The 17,164-nt window shown below is 72.8% G+C and carries 9 protein-coding genes; 6 read left to right on the forward strand and 3 right to left on the reverse strand.

Annotation, left to right across the window (positions count from 1 at the left end):
• The first annotated feature begins 50 nt into the window (after positions 1-50).
• Positions 51-2,183, forward strand: a complete 2,133-nt coding sequence (gene glgX, locus E4P41_RS05135; RefSeq protein ID WP_135139856.1) for a glycogen debranching protein GlgX — start codon at positions 51-53, stop codon at positions 2,181-2,183.
• A gap of 141 nt (positions 2,184-2,324) precedes the next feature.
• Here the strand turns inward: glgX and E4P41_RS05140 are convergent, their stop codons facing one another.
• Together E4P41_RS05140 and glgP are read right to left on the reverse strand one after the other, a co-directional pair.
• Positions 2,325-3,308: an FHA domain-containing protein gene (locus E4P41_RS05140; RefSeq protein WP_135139857.1), complete on the reverse strand. Its 984-nt coding sequence runs from the start codon at positions 3,306-3,308 to the stop codon at positions 2,325-2,327.
• Between the two features lie 133 nt (positions 3,309-3,441).
• On the reverse strand, positions 3,442-5,991 hold the full coding sequence (gene glgP / locus E4P41_RS05145; RefSeq protein WP_135139858.1) for an alpha-glucan family phosphorylase: 2,550 nt from the start codon (positions 5,989-5,991) through the stop codon (positions 3,442-3,444).
• A 143-nt stretch (positions 5,992-6,134) separates the two neighbouring features.
• Here glgP and E4P41_RS05150 point away from each other — a divergent pair, with 143 nt between their 5' ends.
• The 5 genes from E4P41_RS05150 (at position 6,135) to E4P41_RS05170 (ending at position 16,075) form a co-directional block, all read left to right on the forward strand.
• Positions 6,135-8,168, forward strand: a complete 2,034-nt coding sequence (locus E4P41_RS05150) for an alpha-1,4-glucan--maltose-1-phosphate maltosyltransferase (protein WP_135139859.1) — start codon at positions 6,135-6,137, stop codon at positions 8,166-8,168.
• Between the two features lie 182 nt (positions 8,169-8,350).
• On the forward strand, positions 8,351-10,225 hold the full coding sequence (gene treS, locus E4P41_RS05155; protein WP_135139860.1) for a maltose alpha-D-glucosyltransferase: 1,875 nt from the start codon (positions 8,351-8,353) through the stop codon (positions 10,223-10,225).
• Complete coding sequence (locus E4P41_RS05160) at positions 10,222-11,604, forward strand: hypothetical protein (RefSeq protein ID WP_135139861.1); 1,383 nt, start codon at positions 10,222-10,224, stop codon at positions 11,602-11,604. Before treS ends, E4P41_RS05160 begins: the two co-directional genes overlap by 4 nt.
• Before the next feature lie 44 nt (positions 11,605-11,648).
• Complete coding sequence (glgB, locus tag E4P41_RS05165) at positions 11,649-14,489, forward strand: 1,4-alpha-glucan branching protein GlgB (RefSeq protein WP_135139862.1); 2,841 nt, start codon at positions 11,649-11,651, stop codon at positions 14,487-14,489.
• 194 nt (positions 14,490-14,683) lie between these two features.
• On the forward strand, positions 14,684-16,075 hold the full coding sequence (locus E4P41_RS05170; RefSeq protein ID WP_245177118.1) for a neutral zinc metallopeptidase: 1,392 nt from the start codon (positions 14,684-14,686) through the stop codon (positions 16,073-16,075).
• A gap of 106 nt (positions 16,076-16,181) precedes the next feature.
• On the opposite strand, the gene E4P41_RS05175 is transcribed toward E4P41_RS05170, so the two are convergent.
• Positions 16,182-17,150, reverse strand: a complete 969-nt coding sequence (locus tag E4P41_RS05175) for a tetratricopeptide repeat protein (protein WP_135139863.1) — start codon at positions 17,148-17,150, stop codon at positions 16,182-16,184.
• Positions 17,151-17,164 lie beyond the last annotated feature (14 nt).

The following is a 17,164-nucleotide window of genomic DNA, read 5'->3' on the forward strand; positions in this document are numbered from 1 at the left end:
GACCCGCGCCGCTGCGACCCGGGGGCATCTCGTGCTGCCAGGATCACCGGGTGCGCAGCAGCCCGGACGACGTGGAGGTCTGGCCCGGCTCCCCCGCGCCCCTGGGCGCGCACTGGGACGGCACGGGCACCAACTTCGCCCTCTGGTCGGCCGGTGCGCACGCCGTCGACCTGTGCCTGTTCGACCGCGACGGCACCGAGCACCGCCACCGGCTGCAGGAGACCACCCACCAGGTCTGGCACGGCCGGCTGCCCGGCGTCGGTCCCGGCCAGCGCTACGGCTACCGGGTGCACGGCGTCTGGGACCCCCGCTCGGGGCTGCGGCACAACCCCGCCAAGCTGCTACTGGACCCCTACGCCCGCGCGGTGGACGGCGAGCTGGCCCTGCACCCGGCCCTGTTCGGCTTCCGGTTCGAGGGCGGCGAGGGGCCCGACCCGCGCGACTCCGCGCCGTACGTGCCGCGCGGGGTGGTGGTGCACGACCCGTTCCCGTGGGACGGCGACCGACGGCCCGCCACCCCGTGGTCGGACACGGTCATCTACGAGGTGCACGTCAAGGGGGCGACGATGCGCCACCCCGACGTCCCGCCCCCGCTGCGCGGCACCTACGCGGGCCTGGCGCACCCGGCGTTCGTCGAGCACCTGCAGTCGCTCGGCGTGACCGCCGTCGAGCTGCTGCCGGTGCACCACTTCGTCAGCGAGCCGCACCTGCTGCGCCGCGGCCTGACCAACTACTGGGGTTACAACACCCTGGGCTACTTCGCCCCGCACACCGCCTACAGCTCCGCAGGGGCCGGGGGCCAGCAGGTCACCGAGTTCAAGGCGATGGTGAGGACGCTGCACGCGGCCGGCATCGAGGTCGTCCTCGACGTGGTCTACAACCACACCGCCGAGGGCGACCACACCGGCCCGACCCTGTCGTTCAAGGGCATCGACAACGGCGGCTACTACCGGCTGCGCGAGGGCGACCCCAGCCGCTACCAGGACTACACCGGGTGCGGGAACACCCTCGACGTCCGCCGTCCCCAGGTGCTCGCGCTGCTCATGGACTCGCTGCGCTACTGGATCACCGAGATGCACGTCGACGGCTTCCGCTTCGACCTCGCCTCGGCCCTGGCCCGCTCGCTGCACGACGTCGACCGGCTGTCGGCGTTCTTCGACGTCGTCCACCAGGACCCCGTGGTCAGCCGGGTCAAGCTGATCGCCGAGCCCTGGGACGTCGGCCCCGGCGGCTACCAGGTCGGCAACTTCCCGCCGCTGTGGACCGAGTGGAACGGCCGGTACCGCGACACCGTCCGCGATGTGTGGTCCGGCGCACACGTGGGGGTCCGGGACCTGGCCTACCGGCTGACCGGCTCCTCCGACCTCTACCGCTCCGACGGCCGCCGGCCCTTCGCCAGCGTCAACTTCGTCACCGCCCACGACGGGTTCACGCTGGCCGACCTGGTCACCTACGAGCACAAGCGCAACGAGGCCAACGGCGAGGACAACCGGGACGGCGAGAGCCACAACCGGAACTGGAACTGCGGCGTCGAGGGCGATGCCTCCGACCGGGAGGTCACCGCGCTGCGGGCCCGGCAGGTGCGCAACCACCTGACCACGCTGCTGGTGTCGACCGGCGTCCCGATGCTCACCGCCGGCGACGAGCTGGGCCGCACCCAGCGGGGCAACAACAACGCCTACTGCCAGGACGGCGAGATGTCCTGGCTGGACTGGGCCCGGGTCGACGAGGACCTGCGCGCCTTCGTCGCCCGCCTGGTGCGGGTGCGCCGGAACTCCCCCGTGCTGCGCCAGGAGGCCTTCTTCGAGGGCCACGAGCTGCCCGGCACCGGCGGTACCCGGGACCTCGCCTGGTTCGCGCCCGGCGGGGCGCAGCTGACCACCGCGGACTGGTTCGACACGGGGCTGCAGACGGTCGGGATGTACCTCGACGGCCGCGGCATCCGGCACCGCGACGAGCGCGGCCGGCCGGTGCAGGACGACTCCTACCTCGTGCAACTGCACGCCGGCCCCGACCCGGTGACCGTGAACCTGCCCGGCCCGCCGTGGGCCGACGGCTACGAGTTCGTCGTCTCGACCGAGTACCCGACCGGCGCGCCGCCGCGGCCGGCGGTCGTCGCCCCCGGCCCGATCGAGGTGCCGTCGCGCTGCGTCTGGCTGCTGCGCGTCCTCCGCCGGCCTTGACGATGATCTGGCCGTCTACCCGGACCGCATCGCGGCTCTTGCGGTGCTGCACGCGCTCCAGCGGTGCTGCACGACCGCACGAGCGGCGGGAACACCGCAAGAGCCACCCCGGTGCGATCCGCTGGATCGCGGTGTCGTCCCTCAGTCGGACTGCTGCTCGAAGGTGATGACCGTCCATCCCAGCAGGAGGCGGTCGCCGTCGGAGAGGGGGTGGGCCACACCGGGCTCCAGCTGGGTCCACTCGGTCGCCTCCGGGCCGGCGACGTGCGTGCCGTTGAGCGAGCCCAGGTCGACCAGCGACACCTCCCGCCCGCTGCGCTGGATCGCGGCGTGGGCCGAGGAGAGGACGTTCTGCGTGTCCGCGATCGGCACCGGGCGCGCCGAGCCGCCGGTGACCAGCTCGTGGTTGTCCGGCCGGCGGCCGAGCACGAGGTCCTCGTCGACGGTCACGACCAGGCCGTCGTCGAAGCGCAGGACCGGGGCGGGCGGCGCGTCGGGCTTCCAGAAGGCGGTCGCCTCGCCCTCGTCCTCCTGCCGCGACGGAGCCGCGGTGGCGCCGTAGCCCGAAGAGCCCGCACCGCCGAAGCCGGCATCGGAACCGGCGGTGAAGGACGGCGTCGACGACTGCGGGGCACCGGCCGACGAGGGGTGTGCCACCGCGGCCAGCTGCAGCATCGCCCCGGAGCCGGGGACGGTGCCCTCGACCAGGTCGTAGGAGACACCCGGCGGCATGGTGGGCACCGGCTGGCCGGGGCCGACGTAGAGGGTCTGCCCGAGCTGGAAGCCGGTGGCGAGGGTGCAGCCGTCGACCGAGGTGCCCGACACCGGGACCCCGTCCACAGCGGGCTGCCCCTTGCCGGACCACAGCGCCGTGCCCGTACCGCTGCCGGTGCCGGCCCCGGTGTCGACCAGGACGAGCGCGAACGACGCCGAGCCGCCCCCGAGCGCCGCGACCTGACCGGCGACCGCGCCGAGCACCCGCTCGGCACCGGGGCCGGAGACCCCCAGGCAGGCGTGCAGGGCGGCGACCAGGGCCGGGGACCCCGGCGCGTCGGCCCAGAGCAGACCGCCTCCGCGTCGGGCGACGACGGAGTCTCCGGGCAGGACTTCACAGCGGTCGGGCATGGCCTCCAGCCTAGATGCGACTCACCCGACCGGGTGACCGGTCCTCCCCGCCACGCCGATCACCGGACGGGCCGGCGGGACCCCTGCGACCGGCGTGGCGGGTGTGCCGCCCGTGAGCAAGGACCTCCCTTTCTCATGCGCTCGCGACGACCCCGAGCTCCGCCGGATCGGCCAGGTGTTCCGAGTGCGGCAGCACGCGGACGGTGTACCCGAACGCACCGGTGCGCTCCAGCGGCAGCGTGGCGGTGAACCAGTGCCGCGACCCATCGGTGTGCTCGTGCGCCATGGGCAGCGTGGTCACCTCGTGCAGACCGTCGGCGTCGTCCACCCGCCCGTACGCCGCCTGCACCTGGACGTCGGACGGCGACAGGCCCGGCAGCTCCACCTCGGCCCGCAGCGCCAGCGTCGAGCCGATCTCCGGGGTGTCCCCCGCACCGGTGGCCTCCACGTGCGCCACCCGCACGGTGCTCCAGCGGTCGAGCAGCCGGGCACGCCACCCGGCCTCGGTGCGGGCCGCGCCGTAGCCGCCCTCGGCCATCGCGCGGGACGAGCCGGCCGCCGGCACGTACAGCTGCTGCACGTAGTCGCGGACCATCCGGGTGGCCAGCACCTTCGGGCCGGTCTCGCGCAGCGTGTGCCGCACCATCTCCACCCACCGGCTCGGCACGCCGTCGCGGTCGGTCTCGTAGAAACGCGGGATCACCTGGCTGCTCAGCAGCTCGTAGATCGCCCGCGCCTCGACGTCGTCGCGGCGCTCGGGGTCGGCGATGCCGTCGGCGGTCGGGACGGCCCAGCCGTTCTGGCCGTCGAACCACTCGTCCCACCAGCCGTCGCGGATGGAGAGGTTGAGCCCGCCGTTGAGCGCGGCCTTCATCCCGGAGGTGCCGCACGCCTCCAGTGGGCGCAGCGGGTTGTTCAGCCAGACGTCGCAGCCCCAGTACAGGTAGCGGGCCATCCCGATGTCGTAGCCGGGCAGGAAGGCGATCCGGTGCCGGATCCCGGGGTCGTCGGCGAACTTCACCATCTGCTGGATCAGCTGCTTGCCGCCGTCGTCGGCCGGATGGCTCTTGCCGGCGATGACCAGCTGCACCGGCCGCTCCGGGTCGAGCAGCAGGGCCCTGAGCCGCTCCGGGTCGCGCAGCATGAGGGTCAGCCGCTTGTACGAGGGCACCCGGCGGGCGAAGCCGATGGTGAGGACGTCGGGGTCGAACGCGCTCTCGGTCCACCCCACCTCGGACTCCGCCGCGCCGCGGGCCAGCGCGGTCTCGCGCAGCCGCCGGCGCACCTCCTCGACCAGCCGGCCGCGCAGCATCCGGCGGGTGCTCCACAGCTCCCCGGAGGGGATGCGGTCGACGCCGTCGAAGCACACCGGGCCCTCGAGGTCGACCGGGTCGCCCTGGTTGCTCACCTGGGTGCCCATCTCGACCAGCTCCCGCGCGGTCCAGGTGGGCGCGTGCACGCCGTTGGTGATCGAGCTGATCGGCACGTCGGACTCGTCGAAGCCCGGCCACAGGTAGCTGAACATGTGCCGGCTGACGGAGCCGTGCAGCCGGCTGACGCCGTTGGCGCGCTGACCCAGCCGCAGGCCCATGTGCGCCATGTTGAACTTCGCCGGATCCTCCTCCGCACCCAGCGGGATGAGGTGCTCGAGGGGGACGCCGAAGCCGGCGAAATAGCGCTCGATCAGCGCCCGCGGGAAGCGGTCGATGCCGGCGGGCACCGGCGTGTGGGTGGTGAAGACCGTGCCGGCGCGCACCGCCTGCAGCGCCTCGGCGAACGAGAGCCCGTGCGTCTCGGTCAGCTCGCGGATCCGCTCGATGCCGAGGAAGCCCGCGTGCCCCTCGTTGGCGTGGTAGACCTCCGGCGCCGGCGTCCCGGTGAGCTGGCAGTACGCCCGCAGCGCCCGCACACCGCCGATGCCCAGCAGCATCTCCTGGCGCAGCCGGTGGTCCTCGTCGCCGCCGTAGAGGCGGTCGGTGACGCCGCGCTCGGCCGGCGCGTTCTCCTCGATGTCGCTGTCGAGCAGCAGCAGCGAGACCCGGCCGACCTGCGCCCGCCACACGTGCGCGAACAGCGTGCGCCCCTCGGGCAGCGGGACGTTGACGACGACGGCGGTGCCGTCGGACTGGCGCAGCAGCTTCAGCGGCAGGCCGTGCGGGTCCAGGGACGGGTAGTGCTCCAGCTGCCACCCGTCGGCCGACAGGCCCTGCTCGAAGTAGCCGGCCCGGTAGAGCAGCCCGACGCCGACCAGCGGGACGCCGAGGTCGGAGGCGGCCTTGAGGTGGTCACCGGCGAGGATGCCCAGGCCGCCGGAGTACTGCGGCAGCACCTCGGTGATGCCGAACTCGGCGGAGAAGTAGGCGACCGTCGCGGGGGCCCCGTCCCCGAGCGACTGGTACCAGTGCGGCGCCGAGAGGTACTCCTCGAGGTCGTCGACGACGTCCTGCAGCCGGCGCACGAACCGCCGGTCCTTGGCGAGGGTGGCCAGCCGCTCGGCCGAGACCTCGCCGAGGACCTGCACCGGGTCCCCGTTGCAGCTCCGCCACAGCTCGGGGTCCAGGGCCTCGAAGAGGTCCCGCGTCTCGGCATGCCACGACCAGCGAAGGTTCGTCACCAGCTGGGACAGCGGCACCAGCTCCTCGGGGAGGGACGCCCGGACGGTGAACCGGCGGAGAGCACGCACGGGGCGAGACTATCCACGGCCGGGGACCGTCACAGGGTCGCGTCGACGGGCCGGGGACACCTCGCCAGGACGGCGACCGGCCGTGCGGACCCGGCCCTCCCGCCGAGGTGCCCACCGACCGCGACCTCGATAGCGTGGCCGGGATGACTGGCCGCGCTGACCTCCGCCTCGGCATCACCGATGTCGCCCCCGTCGTGTCCTGCGGTGCGTTCTCCGCCCGCGCCGTGGTCGGTGAGCACGTGCCGATCACCGCCACCGTCTTCCGCGAGGGCCACGACGCCGTCGCCGCCAACGTGGTGTGGACCCCACCCGGCGAGGACGGCGTGCCGCAGCCGCTGCGCCGGATGGCCCCCTTCGGCGACCAGCCCGACCGGTGGCTGACCACGGTCATGCCCGACCGCGAGGGCAGGTGGAGCTTCCGGGTGGAGGCCTGGAGCGACCCGCTGGCGACGTGGCACCACGCCGTCGAGGTGAAGATGGCGGCCGGTCAGGGCCCCGAGGAGCTGGCCAACGACCTGGAGGAGGGCGCCCGACTGCTCGACCGGGTGGCCGCCGAGGCCGACGGCGACTGGAAGGCGCGGGTGGCCGACGCCGCCGCCGCGCTGCGCGACACCTCCCGGGAGCTGCCCGCCCGGGTCGCGCCGGCGCTGGCCGCCGCGCTGCAGGAGTACCTGCACGAGCACCCGGTGCGGGAGCTGGTCACCGCCGGGCCGCGGTACGAGGTGTGGGTCGACCGGCCCCGCGCGCTGTTCGGCTCCTGGTACGAGTTCTTCCCGCGGTCCACCGGCCCCGTCGTCGGCGGCAGGCCCACGCACGGCACCTTCGCCACCGCCGCCGACCGGCTGCCCGCGGTCGCCGACATGGGCTTCGACGTCGTCTACCTGCCGCCGATCCACCCGATCGGCACGGTCAACCGCAAGGGCCCGAACACGGCCCAGTTCCCCGGTGGGAACCCGTACGAGGTCGGGCCCGACGACCCGGGCTCGCCGTGGGCCATCGGGAGCGCGGAGGGCGGGCACGACGCCGTCCACCCGCAGCTGGGCACGACGGAGGACTTCCGCGCCTTCGTCGACCGCACGCGGGAGCTGGGCATGGAGGTGGCGCTGGACTTCGCGCTCCAGGCCGCGCCGGACCACCCGTGGGTCGCCGAGCACCCCGAGTTCTTCACCACCAAGCCCGACGGGACCATCGCCTACGCGGAGAACCCGCCGAAGAAGTACCAGGACATCTACCCGGTCAACTTCGACAACGACCCCGAGGGCATCTACGCCGAGTGCCTGCGGGTCATCCGGGTGTGGATCGACGCCGGGGTGCGGATCTTCCGCGTCGACAACCCGCACACCAAGCCGCTGAACTTCTGGCACTGGCTGATCTGGACGGTCAAGGAGACCGACCCGGACGTCCTCTTCCTCGCCGAGGCCTTCACCCGGCCGGCGATGATGCACCAGCTCGCCCGCATCGGGTACACGCAGTCCTACACGTACTTCACGTGGCGCACCGAGCGCGGCGAGATCGAGGACTACGGCCGCGAGCTGGCCGCCAACTGCCACTACATGCGGCCCAACTTCTTCGTGAACACCCCGGACATCCTGCACGCGTCGCTGCAGTTCGGCGGCCCGCCGATGTTCAAGATCCGCGCCGTGCTGGCCTCGATGATGAGTCCGACGTGGGGGGTCTACTCGGGTTACGAGCTCTTCGAGCACGTCGCCGTGCGCCCCGGCAGCGAGGAGTACCTCGACAGCGAGAAGTACCAGCTGCGGCCGCGCGACTTCGCCGCGGCCGAGGCGTCCGGTCGCAGCCTCGCGCCCTACCTGCGCCGGCTCAACGAGATCCGTCGCGCCCACCCCGCCCTGCAGCAGCTGCGCACGCTGCGGTTCCACTCGGTGGACAACCCGAACCTGATCTGCTTCACCAAGACCGATCCCGGATCCCAGGACGCCGTCCTCGTCGTCGTGGCCCTCGACAGCCACAACACCCAGATCGGGACGACGGCTCTCGACCTCCCGGCGCTCGGGCTGGACTGGTACGAGCGGTTCACCGTGACCGACGAGCTGACCGGCGCCGCCTACGACTGGGGCCAGTTCAACTACGTCGAGCTCGACCCCTACCGGGAGCCGGCGCACGTCTTCTCCGTCACCCACTCCCGGCCGGTGCAGGTGCCACCGCCGGTCTCCTAGAAAAGGACCCCCTTGCCCCCCGCCACTCGCAAGCTCGCAGCGGGCCCCTGCAAGGAGGCCGCCCTCGCCACCGCCACTCGCGCTGGCCTCCTCCCGAGGCCCACCCCGAGCTGGCGAGGGGTGAGGAGGACGAGGTCCTTCTGCTCCCATCCGCCGATCCACGTCAAGGGCGACTGCATCTGATGACCGTTCCCTACTCCGACCTCCCCGAGGCCGGTTCCCCCGTGCCGGCCTCGGCGCTGCCGGCGCCCGGCACCGACCCCGAGTGGTACAAGCGCGCACTGTTCTACGAGGTGCTGGTGCGCGGCTTCGCCGACAGCAACGCCGACGGCGTCGGCGACCTGCGGGGCATGATCGACAAGCTGGACTACCTGCAGTGGCTGGGCGTCGACTGCCTGTGGCTGCCGCCGTTCTTCGCCTCCCCGCTGCGTGACGGCGGCTACGACGTCAGCGACTACACCGCCGTGCTACCGGAGTTCGGTGACATCGAGGACTTCACCGAGTTCCTCGCCGCCGCCCACGCCCGTGGCATCCGCGTGATCATCGACTTCGTCATGAACCACACCTCGGACCAGCACCCCTGGTTCCAGGCCAGCCGCAGCGACCCCGAGGGCCCCTACGGCGACTTCTACGTGTGGAGCGACGACGACACCCGCTACGCCGACGCCCGGATCATCTTCGTCGACACCGAGAGCTCGAACTGGACCTTCGACCCGGTGCGCAAGCAGTACTTCTGGCACCGGTTCTTCTCCCACCAGCCCGACCTCAACTTCGAGAACCCGCGGGTGATCGAGGCGATCCTGGACGCCCTGCGATTCTGGCTGGACCTGGGCATCGACGGCTTCCGGCTGGACGCCGTGCCCTATCTGATCGAGGAAGAAGGCACCAACTGCGAGAACCTGCCGGGGACCCACGAGATCCTCAAGCAGGTCCGCAAGGTCGTCGAGGCCGACTACCCCGACCGGGTCCTGCTGTGCGAGGCCAACCAGTGGCCGGCCGACGTCGTCGAGTACTTCGGCGAGGACGGCGACGAGTGCCAGATGGCCTTCCACTTCCCGGTGATGCCGCGGCTGTTCATGGCCGTCCGGCGGGAGCAGCGGTTCCCGATCTCGGAGATCATGGCCTCGACGCCGGAGATCCCGGACAACTGCCAGTGGGGCATCTTCCTGCGCAACCACGACGAGCTGACCCTCGAGATGGTCACCGACGAGGAGCGCGACTACATGTGGGCGGAGTACGCCAAGGACCCCCGCATGAAGGCCAACATCGGCATCCGCCGCCGGCTGGCACCGCTGCTGGACAACGACATGGACACCCTCGAGCTGTTCAACGCGCTGCTGCTGTCGCTGCCCGGGTCGCCGGTCTTGTACTACGGCGACGAGATCGCGATGGGCGACAACATCTGGCTCGGTGACCGCGACGGCGTCCGCACCCCCATGCAGTGGACGCCGGACCGCAACGGCGGCTTCTCCACGGCCGACCCGCAGCGGATGTACCTGCCGCTCAACGCCGACCCCGTCTACGGCTACCAGGTCACCAACGTCGAGTCGCAGCTGCGCAACACCAACTCGATGCTGCACTGGCTGCGGCAGATGATCCACGTGCGCAAGCAGCACCCCACGTTCGGCCTGGGCAGCTACGCCGAGATCGGCTCGCGCAATCCGACGGTGCTCTCCTTCGTCCGCGAGTTCGGCGACGACGTGGTGCTCTGCGTGAACAACCTCTCCCGGTTCCCGCAGCCGGTGGAGCTGGACCTGCGCCGCTTCGAGGGCTACACCCCCGTCGAGCTCACCGGCCGGGTGGAGTTCCCGCAGATCGGCGTTCTGCCCTACATGCTCACCCTCTCCGGCCACGGTTTCTACTGGTTCGAGCTCGCCAAGCCCGCCGAGCCGGTGGAGGAGCCGGAGGAGCCGGAGGAGCCCCAGACCACGGCCGCCAGCCCCGTCGCCGAGTCACTGCTGGCTGCCGGCCTGGTCACCGCGGCCGAGGAGATCCCCGGCGACAGCGACACCCGGACCGGCGACGACGCCCCGCCCAGCACCGGAGGACCCCGATGAGCACAGCCCTGACCGACCTCCTCCGGGAGTGGATGCCCCACCAGCGCTGGTTCGGCGGCAAGGGCCGCGAGTGGGCGGAGGTCTCCGAGGAGGGGTTCCTCATCGACCAGGCCGACCCGGTGCTCTCCGTGCACCGGGTGCGGGTCACCTACACCGACGGCGCGACCGAGACGTACCTCGTGCCGCTGTCGTGGCGCGACCACCCGGTCGAGGAGCTCGCCTCGGCGTTCATCGGCGCCGTCCCGGGCCAGGACCGGGAGAACTACGCCTACGACGCCATGCGGGACCGGGACGCCACCCCGCCGTGGTTGGCCCACCTGGTCACCGCCTCGACGATCGGACCGATGCACTTCCACCCGGCCGGGGTCTCCTCCGTGCCCGAAGGGCTGCCCGGCGACATCGTCTCGACCGAACAGAGCAACACGTCCCTGGTCTACGGCTCCGAGGCGATCTTCAAGCTCTTCCGCCGGCTCGAGCCGGGCCTCAATCCGGACGTCGAGATCCACGACGCGCTGCGCAAGACCGACAACCCGCACATCGCGCCGCTGCTGGGCTCCATCGAGATCGACGACCCCGACCCGACGGCCGAGCCGGCGACGGTCGCGATGCTGCAGACCTTCGTGCCGAACGCCAGCGACGGATGGCGGCTGGCCACGGCCAGCGTGCGGGACCTGTACGCCGAGGGCGACCTGCACGCCGACGAGGTGGGCGGGGACTTCGCCGCCGACAGCGAGCGGCTGGGCGCGGCCACGGCCTCGGTGCACGCCGACATGGCCGAGGTGCTGCCGACCGAGAACGCCGATCCCGCCTGGTTCGGCCGCGTGGCCGAGCAGATGACCGCGCGGCTGGAGGCGGCGATCGACGTCGTCCCGCAGCTGGCCGAGTACGCCGACGGGCTGCGCGCCGTCTACGCGGCCGTGGCCGACAGCCCCGAGCGCGTCGTGCGCCAGCGGGTGCACGGCGACCTGCACCTGGGCCAGGTGCTGCGGACCGCCACCGGGTGGGTCGTGCTCGACTTCGAGGGTGAGCCGGCCCGCCCGCTGGCCGCGCGCCGCGAGCTCGACAGTCCGATGCGCGACGTCGCCGGGATGCTGCGCAGCTTCGACTACGCCGCGCGTCACATGCTCGTCGAGCAGCCGGAGGACCCCCAGCGCGCATACCGCGCCCAGGAGTGGGCAGAGCGCAACAGGAGCGCGTTCTGCGCGGGCTACGCGGCCGCGAGCGGGATGGACGCCTGCGGCGACAGCCCGTTGCTGCGGGCTTTCGAGGCGGACAAGGCCGTCTACGAGTGCGTCTACGAGGCGCGCAACCGCCCGCACTGGCTGATGATCCCGCTGCAGTCGCTGTCCCGGATCACCGCTGCGGACCAGCGCGCGTGAGACATGACCCCCGACACATCGGCACCGAAGAGGACGGCGACGCGATGACATCCCCCGACGGGACGACCGAGGACAGGGCCACCGGCGCGACCGAGCCCACCATCGACTCCGGCGCGCGGCCCCCCGCGACCAAGGAGGAGTTGCAGGCCGTCGTCGAGGAGAAGACCGCCCAGGCCGAGGCGGCCGAAGAGGGCCCCGTCGTCAACGCCGTCCCGGCGCGCAAGCGGGCGACGGCGAAGAAGACTCCCGCCGCGCAGAAGACGACGGCTGCGAAGAAGACGGCCGCTGCCAAGAAGAGCACCACGGCGGCGGAGAGGACCACGGCCAAGCGCGCGCCGCGGAAGAAGGCCGCGCAGGGCGACGTCGTCGCCGAGCAGGGCGGCACGGCGACGCCGGTGGTCGCCCCGGCACCGATCGCCGAGCCGGGCAGCCCGAGCGGCGCCCCGGCCGGGCAGCCCGAGCCGCCGAGCCCCGACCCCGCCGAGCCGAGCACCCCGCAGGCGCCGGACGAGGACGGCGGCCCCGGCCCGGCCGAGACCCCGCCCGCCGAGACGCCTCCTGTCGACACCCCACCCGCCGAGAGCGTCCCCGCCGAGGACGGCTCCGCGGGCAGCGGGTCGGCCGTGGCGGCCGCGACCGTCCCCGAGGGACAGGCCCCCGCCGAGGAGGGACTGGTCCAGCAGGAGGCGCCCGCGGAGGTCAGCGAGGAGCAGCTGCGCGCCGTCGTCGAGGGCTGGTCCCACGCCCCGCACAGCGTGCTCGGCGCCCACCCCGCGGCCGACGGCTGGGTGGTCCGCACGCTGCGCCCCGACGCGGTCTCGGTGGCCGTCGTCGACGAGGACGGGTCGCGGTACGACGCCCAGCAGATCCACGGCGGTGGGGTCTACGAGGCCCGGCTGCCGCAGCAGCCGGGTGACTACCGCCTCGAGGTGACCTACCCCGACAGCCAGCACGGCACCACCACCTTCGTCGCCGACGACCCCTACCGCTGGCTGCCCACGGTCGGCGAGCTCGACCAGCACCTCATCCGCGAGGGGCGGCACGAGCGGCTGTGGGAGGTCCTCGGCTCGCACGTGCGCCGCTACGACACCCCCCGCGACCGGGTCGAGGGCGTCTCCTTCGCCGTCTGGGCGCCCAATGCCCAGGGCGTGCGGGTGACCGGCGACTTCGACTACTGGCAGGCCCGCGCCTACCCGATGCGCTCGCTCGGTTCCTCCGGCGTCTGGGAGATCTTCATCCCCGGCGTCGCGGTGGGCGCCAAGTACCGCTACCACGTGCTCGGCCGCGACGGCGTGTGGCGGCACAAGTCCGACCCGCTGGCCTTCGAGACCGAGGTTCCGCCGCTCAACGCCTCGGTGGTGACCGAGTCCGCCCACGAGTGGAACGACGACGAGTGGCTGACCGAGCGGGCCCGGGGCGACTGGCACCAGCGGCCGATGAGCGTCTACGAGGTGCACCTCGGCTCGTGGCGGCAGGGGCTGTCCTACCGCCAGCTCGCCGACGAACTCGTCGACTACGTCGTCGAGCACGGGTTCACCCACATCGAGTTCATGCCGGTCGCCGAGCACCCCTTCGGCGGGTCGTGGGGCTACCAGGTCACCTCCTACTACGCCCCCACCGCCCGCTACGGCAGCCCCGACGACTTCCGGTACCTCGTCGACCGGGCGCACCAGGCGGGGATCGGCGTCATCGTCGACTGGGTCCCGGCCCACTTCCCCAAGGACGACTGGGCGCTGGCCCGCTTCGACGGCACGCCGCTCTACGAGCACGGCGACCCGCGCCGCGGCGAGCAGCTGGACTGGGGGACCTACGTCTTCGACTTCGGCCGCTCGGAGGTGCGCAACTTCCTCGTCGCCAACGCGCTGTACTGGTGCAAGGAGTTCCACGTCGACGGCGTCCGGGTCGACGCGGTGGCCTCGATGCTCTATCTGGACTACTCGCGCGACGAGTGGGTGCCCAACGTGCACGGTGGCCGGGAGAACCTCGAGGCCATGGCGTTCCTGCAGGAGATGAACGCGACCGTGTACCGCGAGGTGCCCGGCGTGGTCACCATCGCGGAGGAGTCGACCGCCTGGCCCGGCGTCACCCGACCCACCCACCTCGGCGGCCTGGGCTTCGGCTTCAAGTGGAACATGGGGTGGATGCACGACTCGCTGGCCTACATGTCCAAGGAGCCGGTGCACCGCAGCTACCACCACGGGCAGCTGACGTTCTCGATGATCTACGCCTACTCCGAGAACTACGTGCTGCCGATCAGCCACGACGAGGTCGTGTACGGCAAGGGCTCGCTGCTGCGGAAGATGCCCGGCGACCGCTGGCAGCAGCTGGCCAACCTGCGCGCCTACCTGGCGTACATGTGGGCCCACCCCGGCAAGCAGCTGCTGTTCATGGGCTCGGAGTTCGCCCAGGACGCCGAGTGGGCCGAGAGCCGCTCGCTGGACTGGTGGCACCTCGACGACCCCGCGCACCGCGGCGTGCTGCAGCTGGTGACCGACCTCAACGCCCGGTACAAGGAGACGGCGGCCCTGTGGTCGCAGGACGTCGACCCGGCCGGGTTCCAGTGGATCGACGCCAACGACGCCTCGGGCAACGTGCTGTCCTTCCTCCGCTACGCCGGCCCCGGCGCGGGGGGCGCGGGCACGGACGGCCAGGCGCTGGCCTGCGTGGCCAACTTCGCCGGCAGCGCCCACCACGGATACCGGATCGGCCTGCCCCGGCCCGGCTCCTGGCGCGAGGTCCTCAACACCGACGCGGCGGGCTACGGCGGCTCCGGCAGCGGCAACATGGGCGGCATCGAGGCCGTCGCGGAGCCGTGGCACGGCCAGCCCTGCTCGGCGACGCTGACGGCCCCGCCGCTGGGCACCGTCTGGTTCGTGCACGAGTAGCAGGACCATCCTGCCCACACCACTCGTAGAAGGACCCCGTCCTCCTCACCGCTCGCAAGCTCGCGGCGAGCCTCTGGACGGGACCGGCGAGACACTGCAGGAGGGCCGCTCCAGTACGTCACGGGGCCGCGCCAGCGCCCGGCACTGCAGCTCCGTGGGCGACGGCGCTACCCCGGTGGGACGATCCCAGGGACATGCCTGACTCTCGCCTGCGCCGGGCGGCCGTGGCCCTGCTGGCCACGGCCGCTCTGCTGCTGGTGTCCGGATGCTCGGTCGTCGTCGTCGGCCGGCCGAGCGCCGCGCAGCCACCGGCCGCCGACGTCCCCCCGGGCGAGGTGGGCGTCGCCGGCGCCACCGAGGAGCCGGTCGACGTCCTGGCGCGCAACGCCCTCGCCGACCTCGAGACCTACTGGACCGAGCAGTTCCCCGACGTCTTCGGCCAGGAGTTCGTGCCCCTCCAGGGCGGCTACTTCAGCGTCGACCCGGACGACGTCGACCCCGCCGCGTACCCTCAGGGCATCGGCTGCGGCGAGGACCCCCGCGACGTCGAGAGCAACGCCTTCTACTGCCAGGCGCCGGACGCACCGAACTCGGACTCGATCAGCTACGACCGCGCCTTCCTGCAAGAGCTGGCCGAACAGTACGGGCGCTTCATCCCCGCGCTGGTGATGGCCCACGAGTTCGGCCACGCCGTGCAGGGCCGGGTCGGCTACCCCGACGACTCGATCTCGGTGGAGACCCAGGCCGACTGCTTCGCCGGCGCCTGGACGGCGTGGGTGGCCGACGGGCAGGCCGAGCACTCGCAGATCCGCGCACCCGAGCTGGACGAGGTCCTGCGCGGCTACCTGCTGCTGCGCGACCCGGTGGGTGTCACCACCGAGGCCGCGCACGGCTCGTACTTCGACCGGGTCTCGGCGTTCCAGGAGGGCTTCGACGCCGGCCCGACCGTCTGCCGGGACGAGTTCACCGCCCAGCGTCCTTACACCCAGGATGCGTTCTCGACCGCGAACGAGGCGGCGAGCGGCGGGAACGCGCCGTTCGGCCTGGCGCAGCAGTACGCGGCCGAGGCGCTGCCGGAGTTCTGGGACCGGGCCTTCGCCGCGGAGTTCGGCGAGACCTTCGTGTCGCCGACGCTCGAGCCGTTCGCCGGCACTGCGCCGACCTGCGCTCCCGACGACCGCGACCTGGTGCTCTGTGCCGACGAGGACCTCGTCGGCTACGACGTCCGGGACCTGGTGGGCCCCGCCTACGAGCAGCTGGAGAGCGCCGACTACGCCGTCATCACCGCTGCCTCGCTGCCCTACGCGCTGGCCGCGCGGGAGCAGCTGGGGCTGTCCACCGACGACGAGGCGGCGATCCGGTCGGCGGTCTGCCTCACCGGGTGGTTCTCCCGGGCCTTCTTCGACGGCGAGCTGGAGGCGGCCGACATCTCTCCCGGCGACATCGACGAGGCCGTGCAGTTCCTGCTCACCTACGGCACCGACCCGTCGGTGGTGCCGGAGGTCGAGCTGACCGGCTTCCAGCTGGTCGACCTGTTCCGCAACGGCTTCTTCGACGGCGCCGCCGCCTGCGACGTCGGGCTATGACACTGCGGTCCTCCGGACCGCACCGCAGCCAGGTGACGCACTGGAACGGCCCCCTCCAGGGCACCGCCCCGAGCGGAGCGAGGGGTGGGGAGCAGGGGGCCCTCTGTCAATAGAGCGCGAGGGTGAGCTGGCGGCGGGCCGCGGCGACCCGCGGGTCCTGGTCGCCGACGACGCCGAAGAGGTCGACGAGGTGCCGGCGCGCCCGATCGCGGTCCTCCCCGGCGGTGCGGCGGACGACGTCGAGCAGCCGGTCGAAGGCGCCCTCGACGTCCCCGGTGCCCAGCTGGAAGTCCGCGGCACGGGCCTGCGCGGCGACGTCGTCCGGGGCGGCGTCGGCGGCGGCGAGTGCGTCCGGCCCGGCCTCGTCGGCGCGGCGGAACAGCTGCACCTGGCGCAGCGCGAGGCCCGCGACCGGGTGGTCGGGCTCGGCGTCGAGGATCGCCTGGTAGGCGGCCTCCGCGGCGGTCAGGTCGCCGCGTTCGAGGGCGGCCTCGGCGGCGTCCAGGCGGGGGTCGTCGGCCTCGGCGGCCTCGGGGGCGCCGTCGCCCGGGACGGCGCCGCCGGTAGTGGCGCGCACCAGCTCGGTGACGAACTGCCGGGCCTGCTCCTCGGGGATGGCGCCGGTGAACTCGGCGACCAGCTGGCCCTGCCAGACCGCCTTCACCGCGGGGATGCCCTGCACCCGCAGGCCCTGGGCCAGCGCAGGGTTGGCGTCGACGTCGACCTTGGCCAGCACCCACGAGCCGCCGCCCTCCGCGGCCAGCCGCTCCAGCACCGGGGACAGCTGCTTGCACGGGCCGCACCACTCCGCCCACAGGTCCAGCACGACCGGTACCTGGAAGGACCGGTCGAGCACCTCGGCCTGGAAGGTGGCCTCGGTGACGTCGACGACGGCGGCACCCGGGGCGCCGGCCGGAGCGGCGGCGCCGGGCGGAGGCGCCGCCTGGGCCCGCGCCGCGGCCTCGGAGCGGGCCTTGACGGCGGCGAGGTCGACCGCACCTGCGAGTGAGGCGGCCAGCTGCGCCTGCTGCGCCTGCGCGCGCGGGTCGGGGCGTCCGGAACGGGTCGGCTGCATGACCTCGATCATCC

This window comes from Geodermatophilus sp. DF01-2 (assembly GCF_004571065.1).
Taxonomy (GTDB): domain Bacteria; phylum Actinomycetota; class Actinomycetes; order Mycobacteriales; family Geodermatophilaceae; genus Geodermatophilus.

Bases quoted from the DNA above. Each gene is read 5' to 3' on its own strand.
- E4P41_RS05140 (WP_135139857.1), bottom strand. From the start codon at position 3,308: ATGCCCGACCGCTGTGAAGTCCTGCCCGGAGACTCCGTCGTCGCCCGA.
- E4P41_RS05150 (WP_135139859.1), top strand. From the start codon at position 6,135: ATGACTGGCCGCGCTGACCTCCGCCTCGGCATCACCGATGTCGCCCCC.
- treS (WP_135139860.1), top strand. From the start codon at position 8,351: ATGACCGTTCCCTACTCCGACCTCCCCGAGGCCGGTTCCCCCGTGCCG.
- E4P41_RS05160 (WP_135139861.1), top strand. From the start codon at position 10,222: ATGAGCACAGCCCTGACCGACCTCCTCCGGGAGTGGATGCCCCACCAG.
- glgB (WP_135139862.1), top strand. From the start codon at position 11,649: ATGACATCCCCCGACGGGACGACCGAGGACAGGGCCACCGGCGCGACC.
- E4P41_RS05170 (WP_245177118.1), top strand. From the start codon at position 14,684: ATGCCTGACTCTCGCCTGCGCCGGGCGGCCGTGGCCCTGCTGGCCACG.
- E4P41_RS05175 (WP_135139863.1), bottom strand. From the start codon at position 17,150: ATGCAGCCGACCCGTTCCGGACGCCCCGACCCGCGCGCGCAGGCGCAG.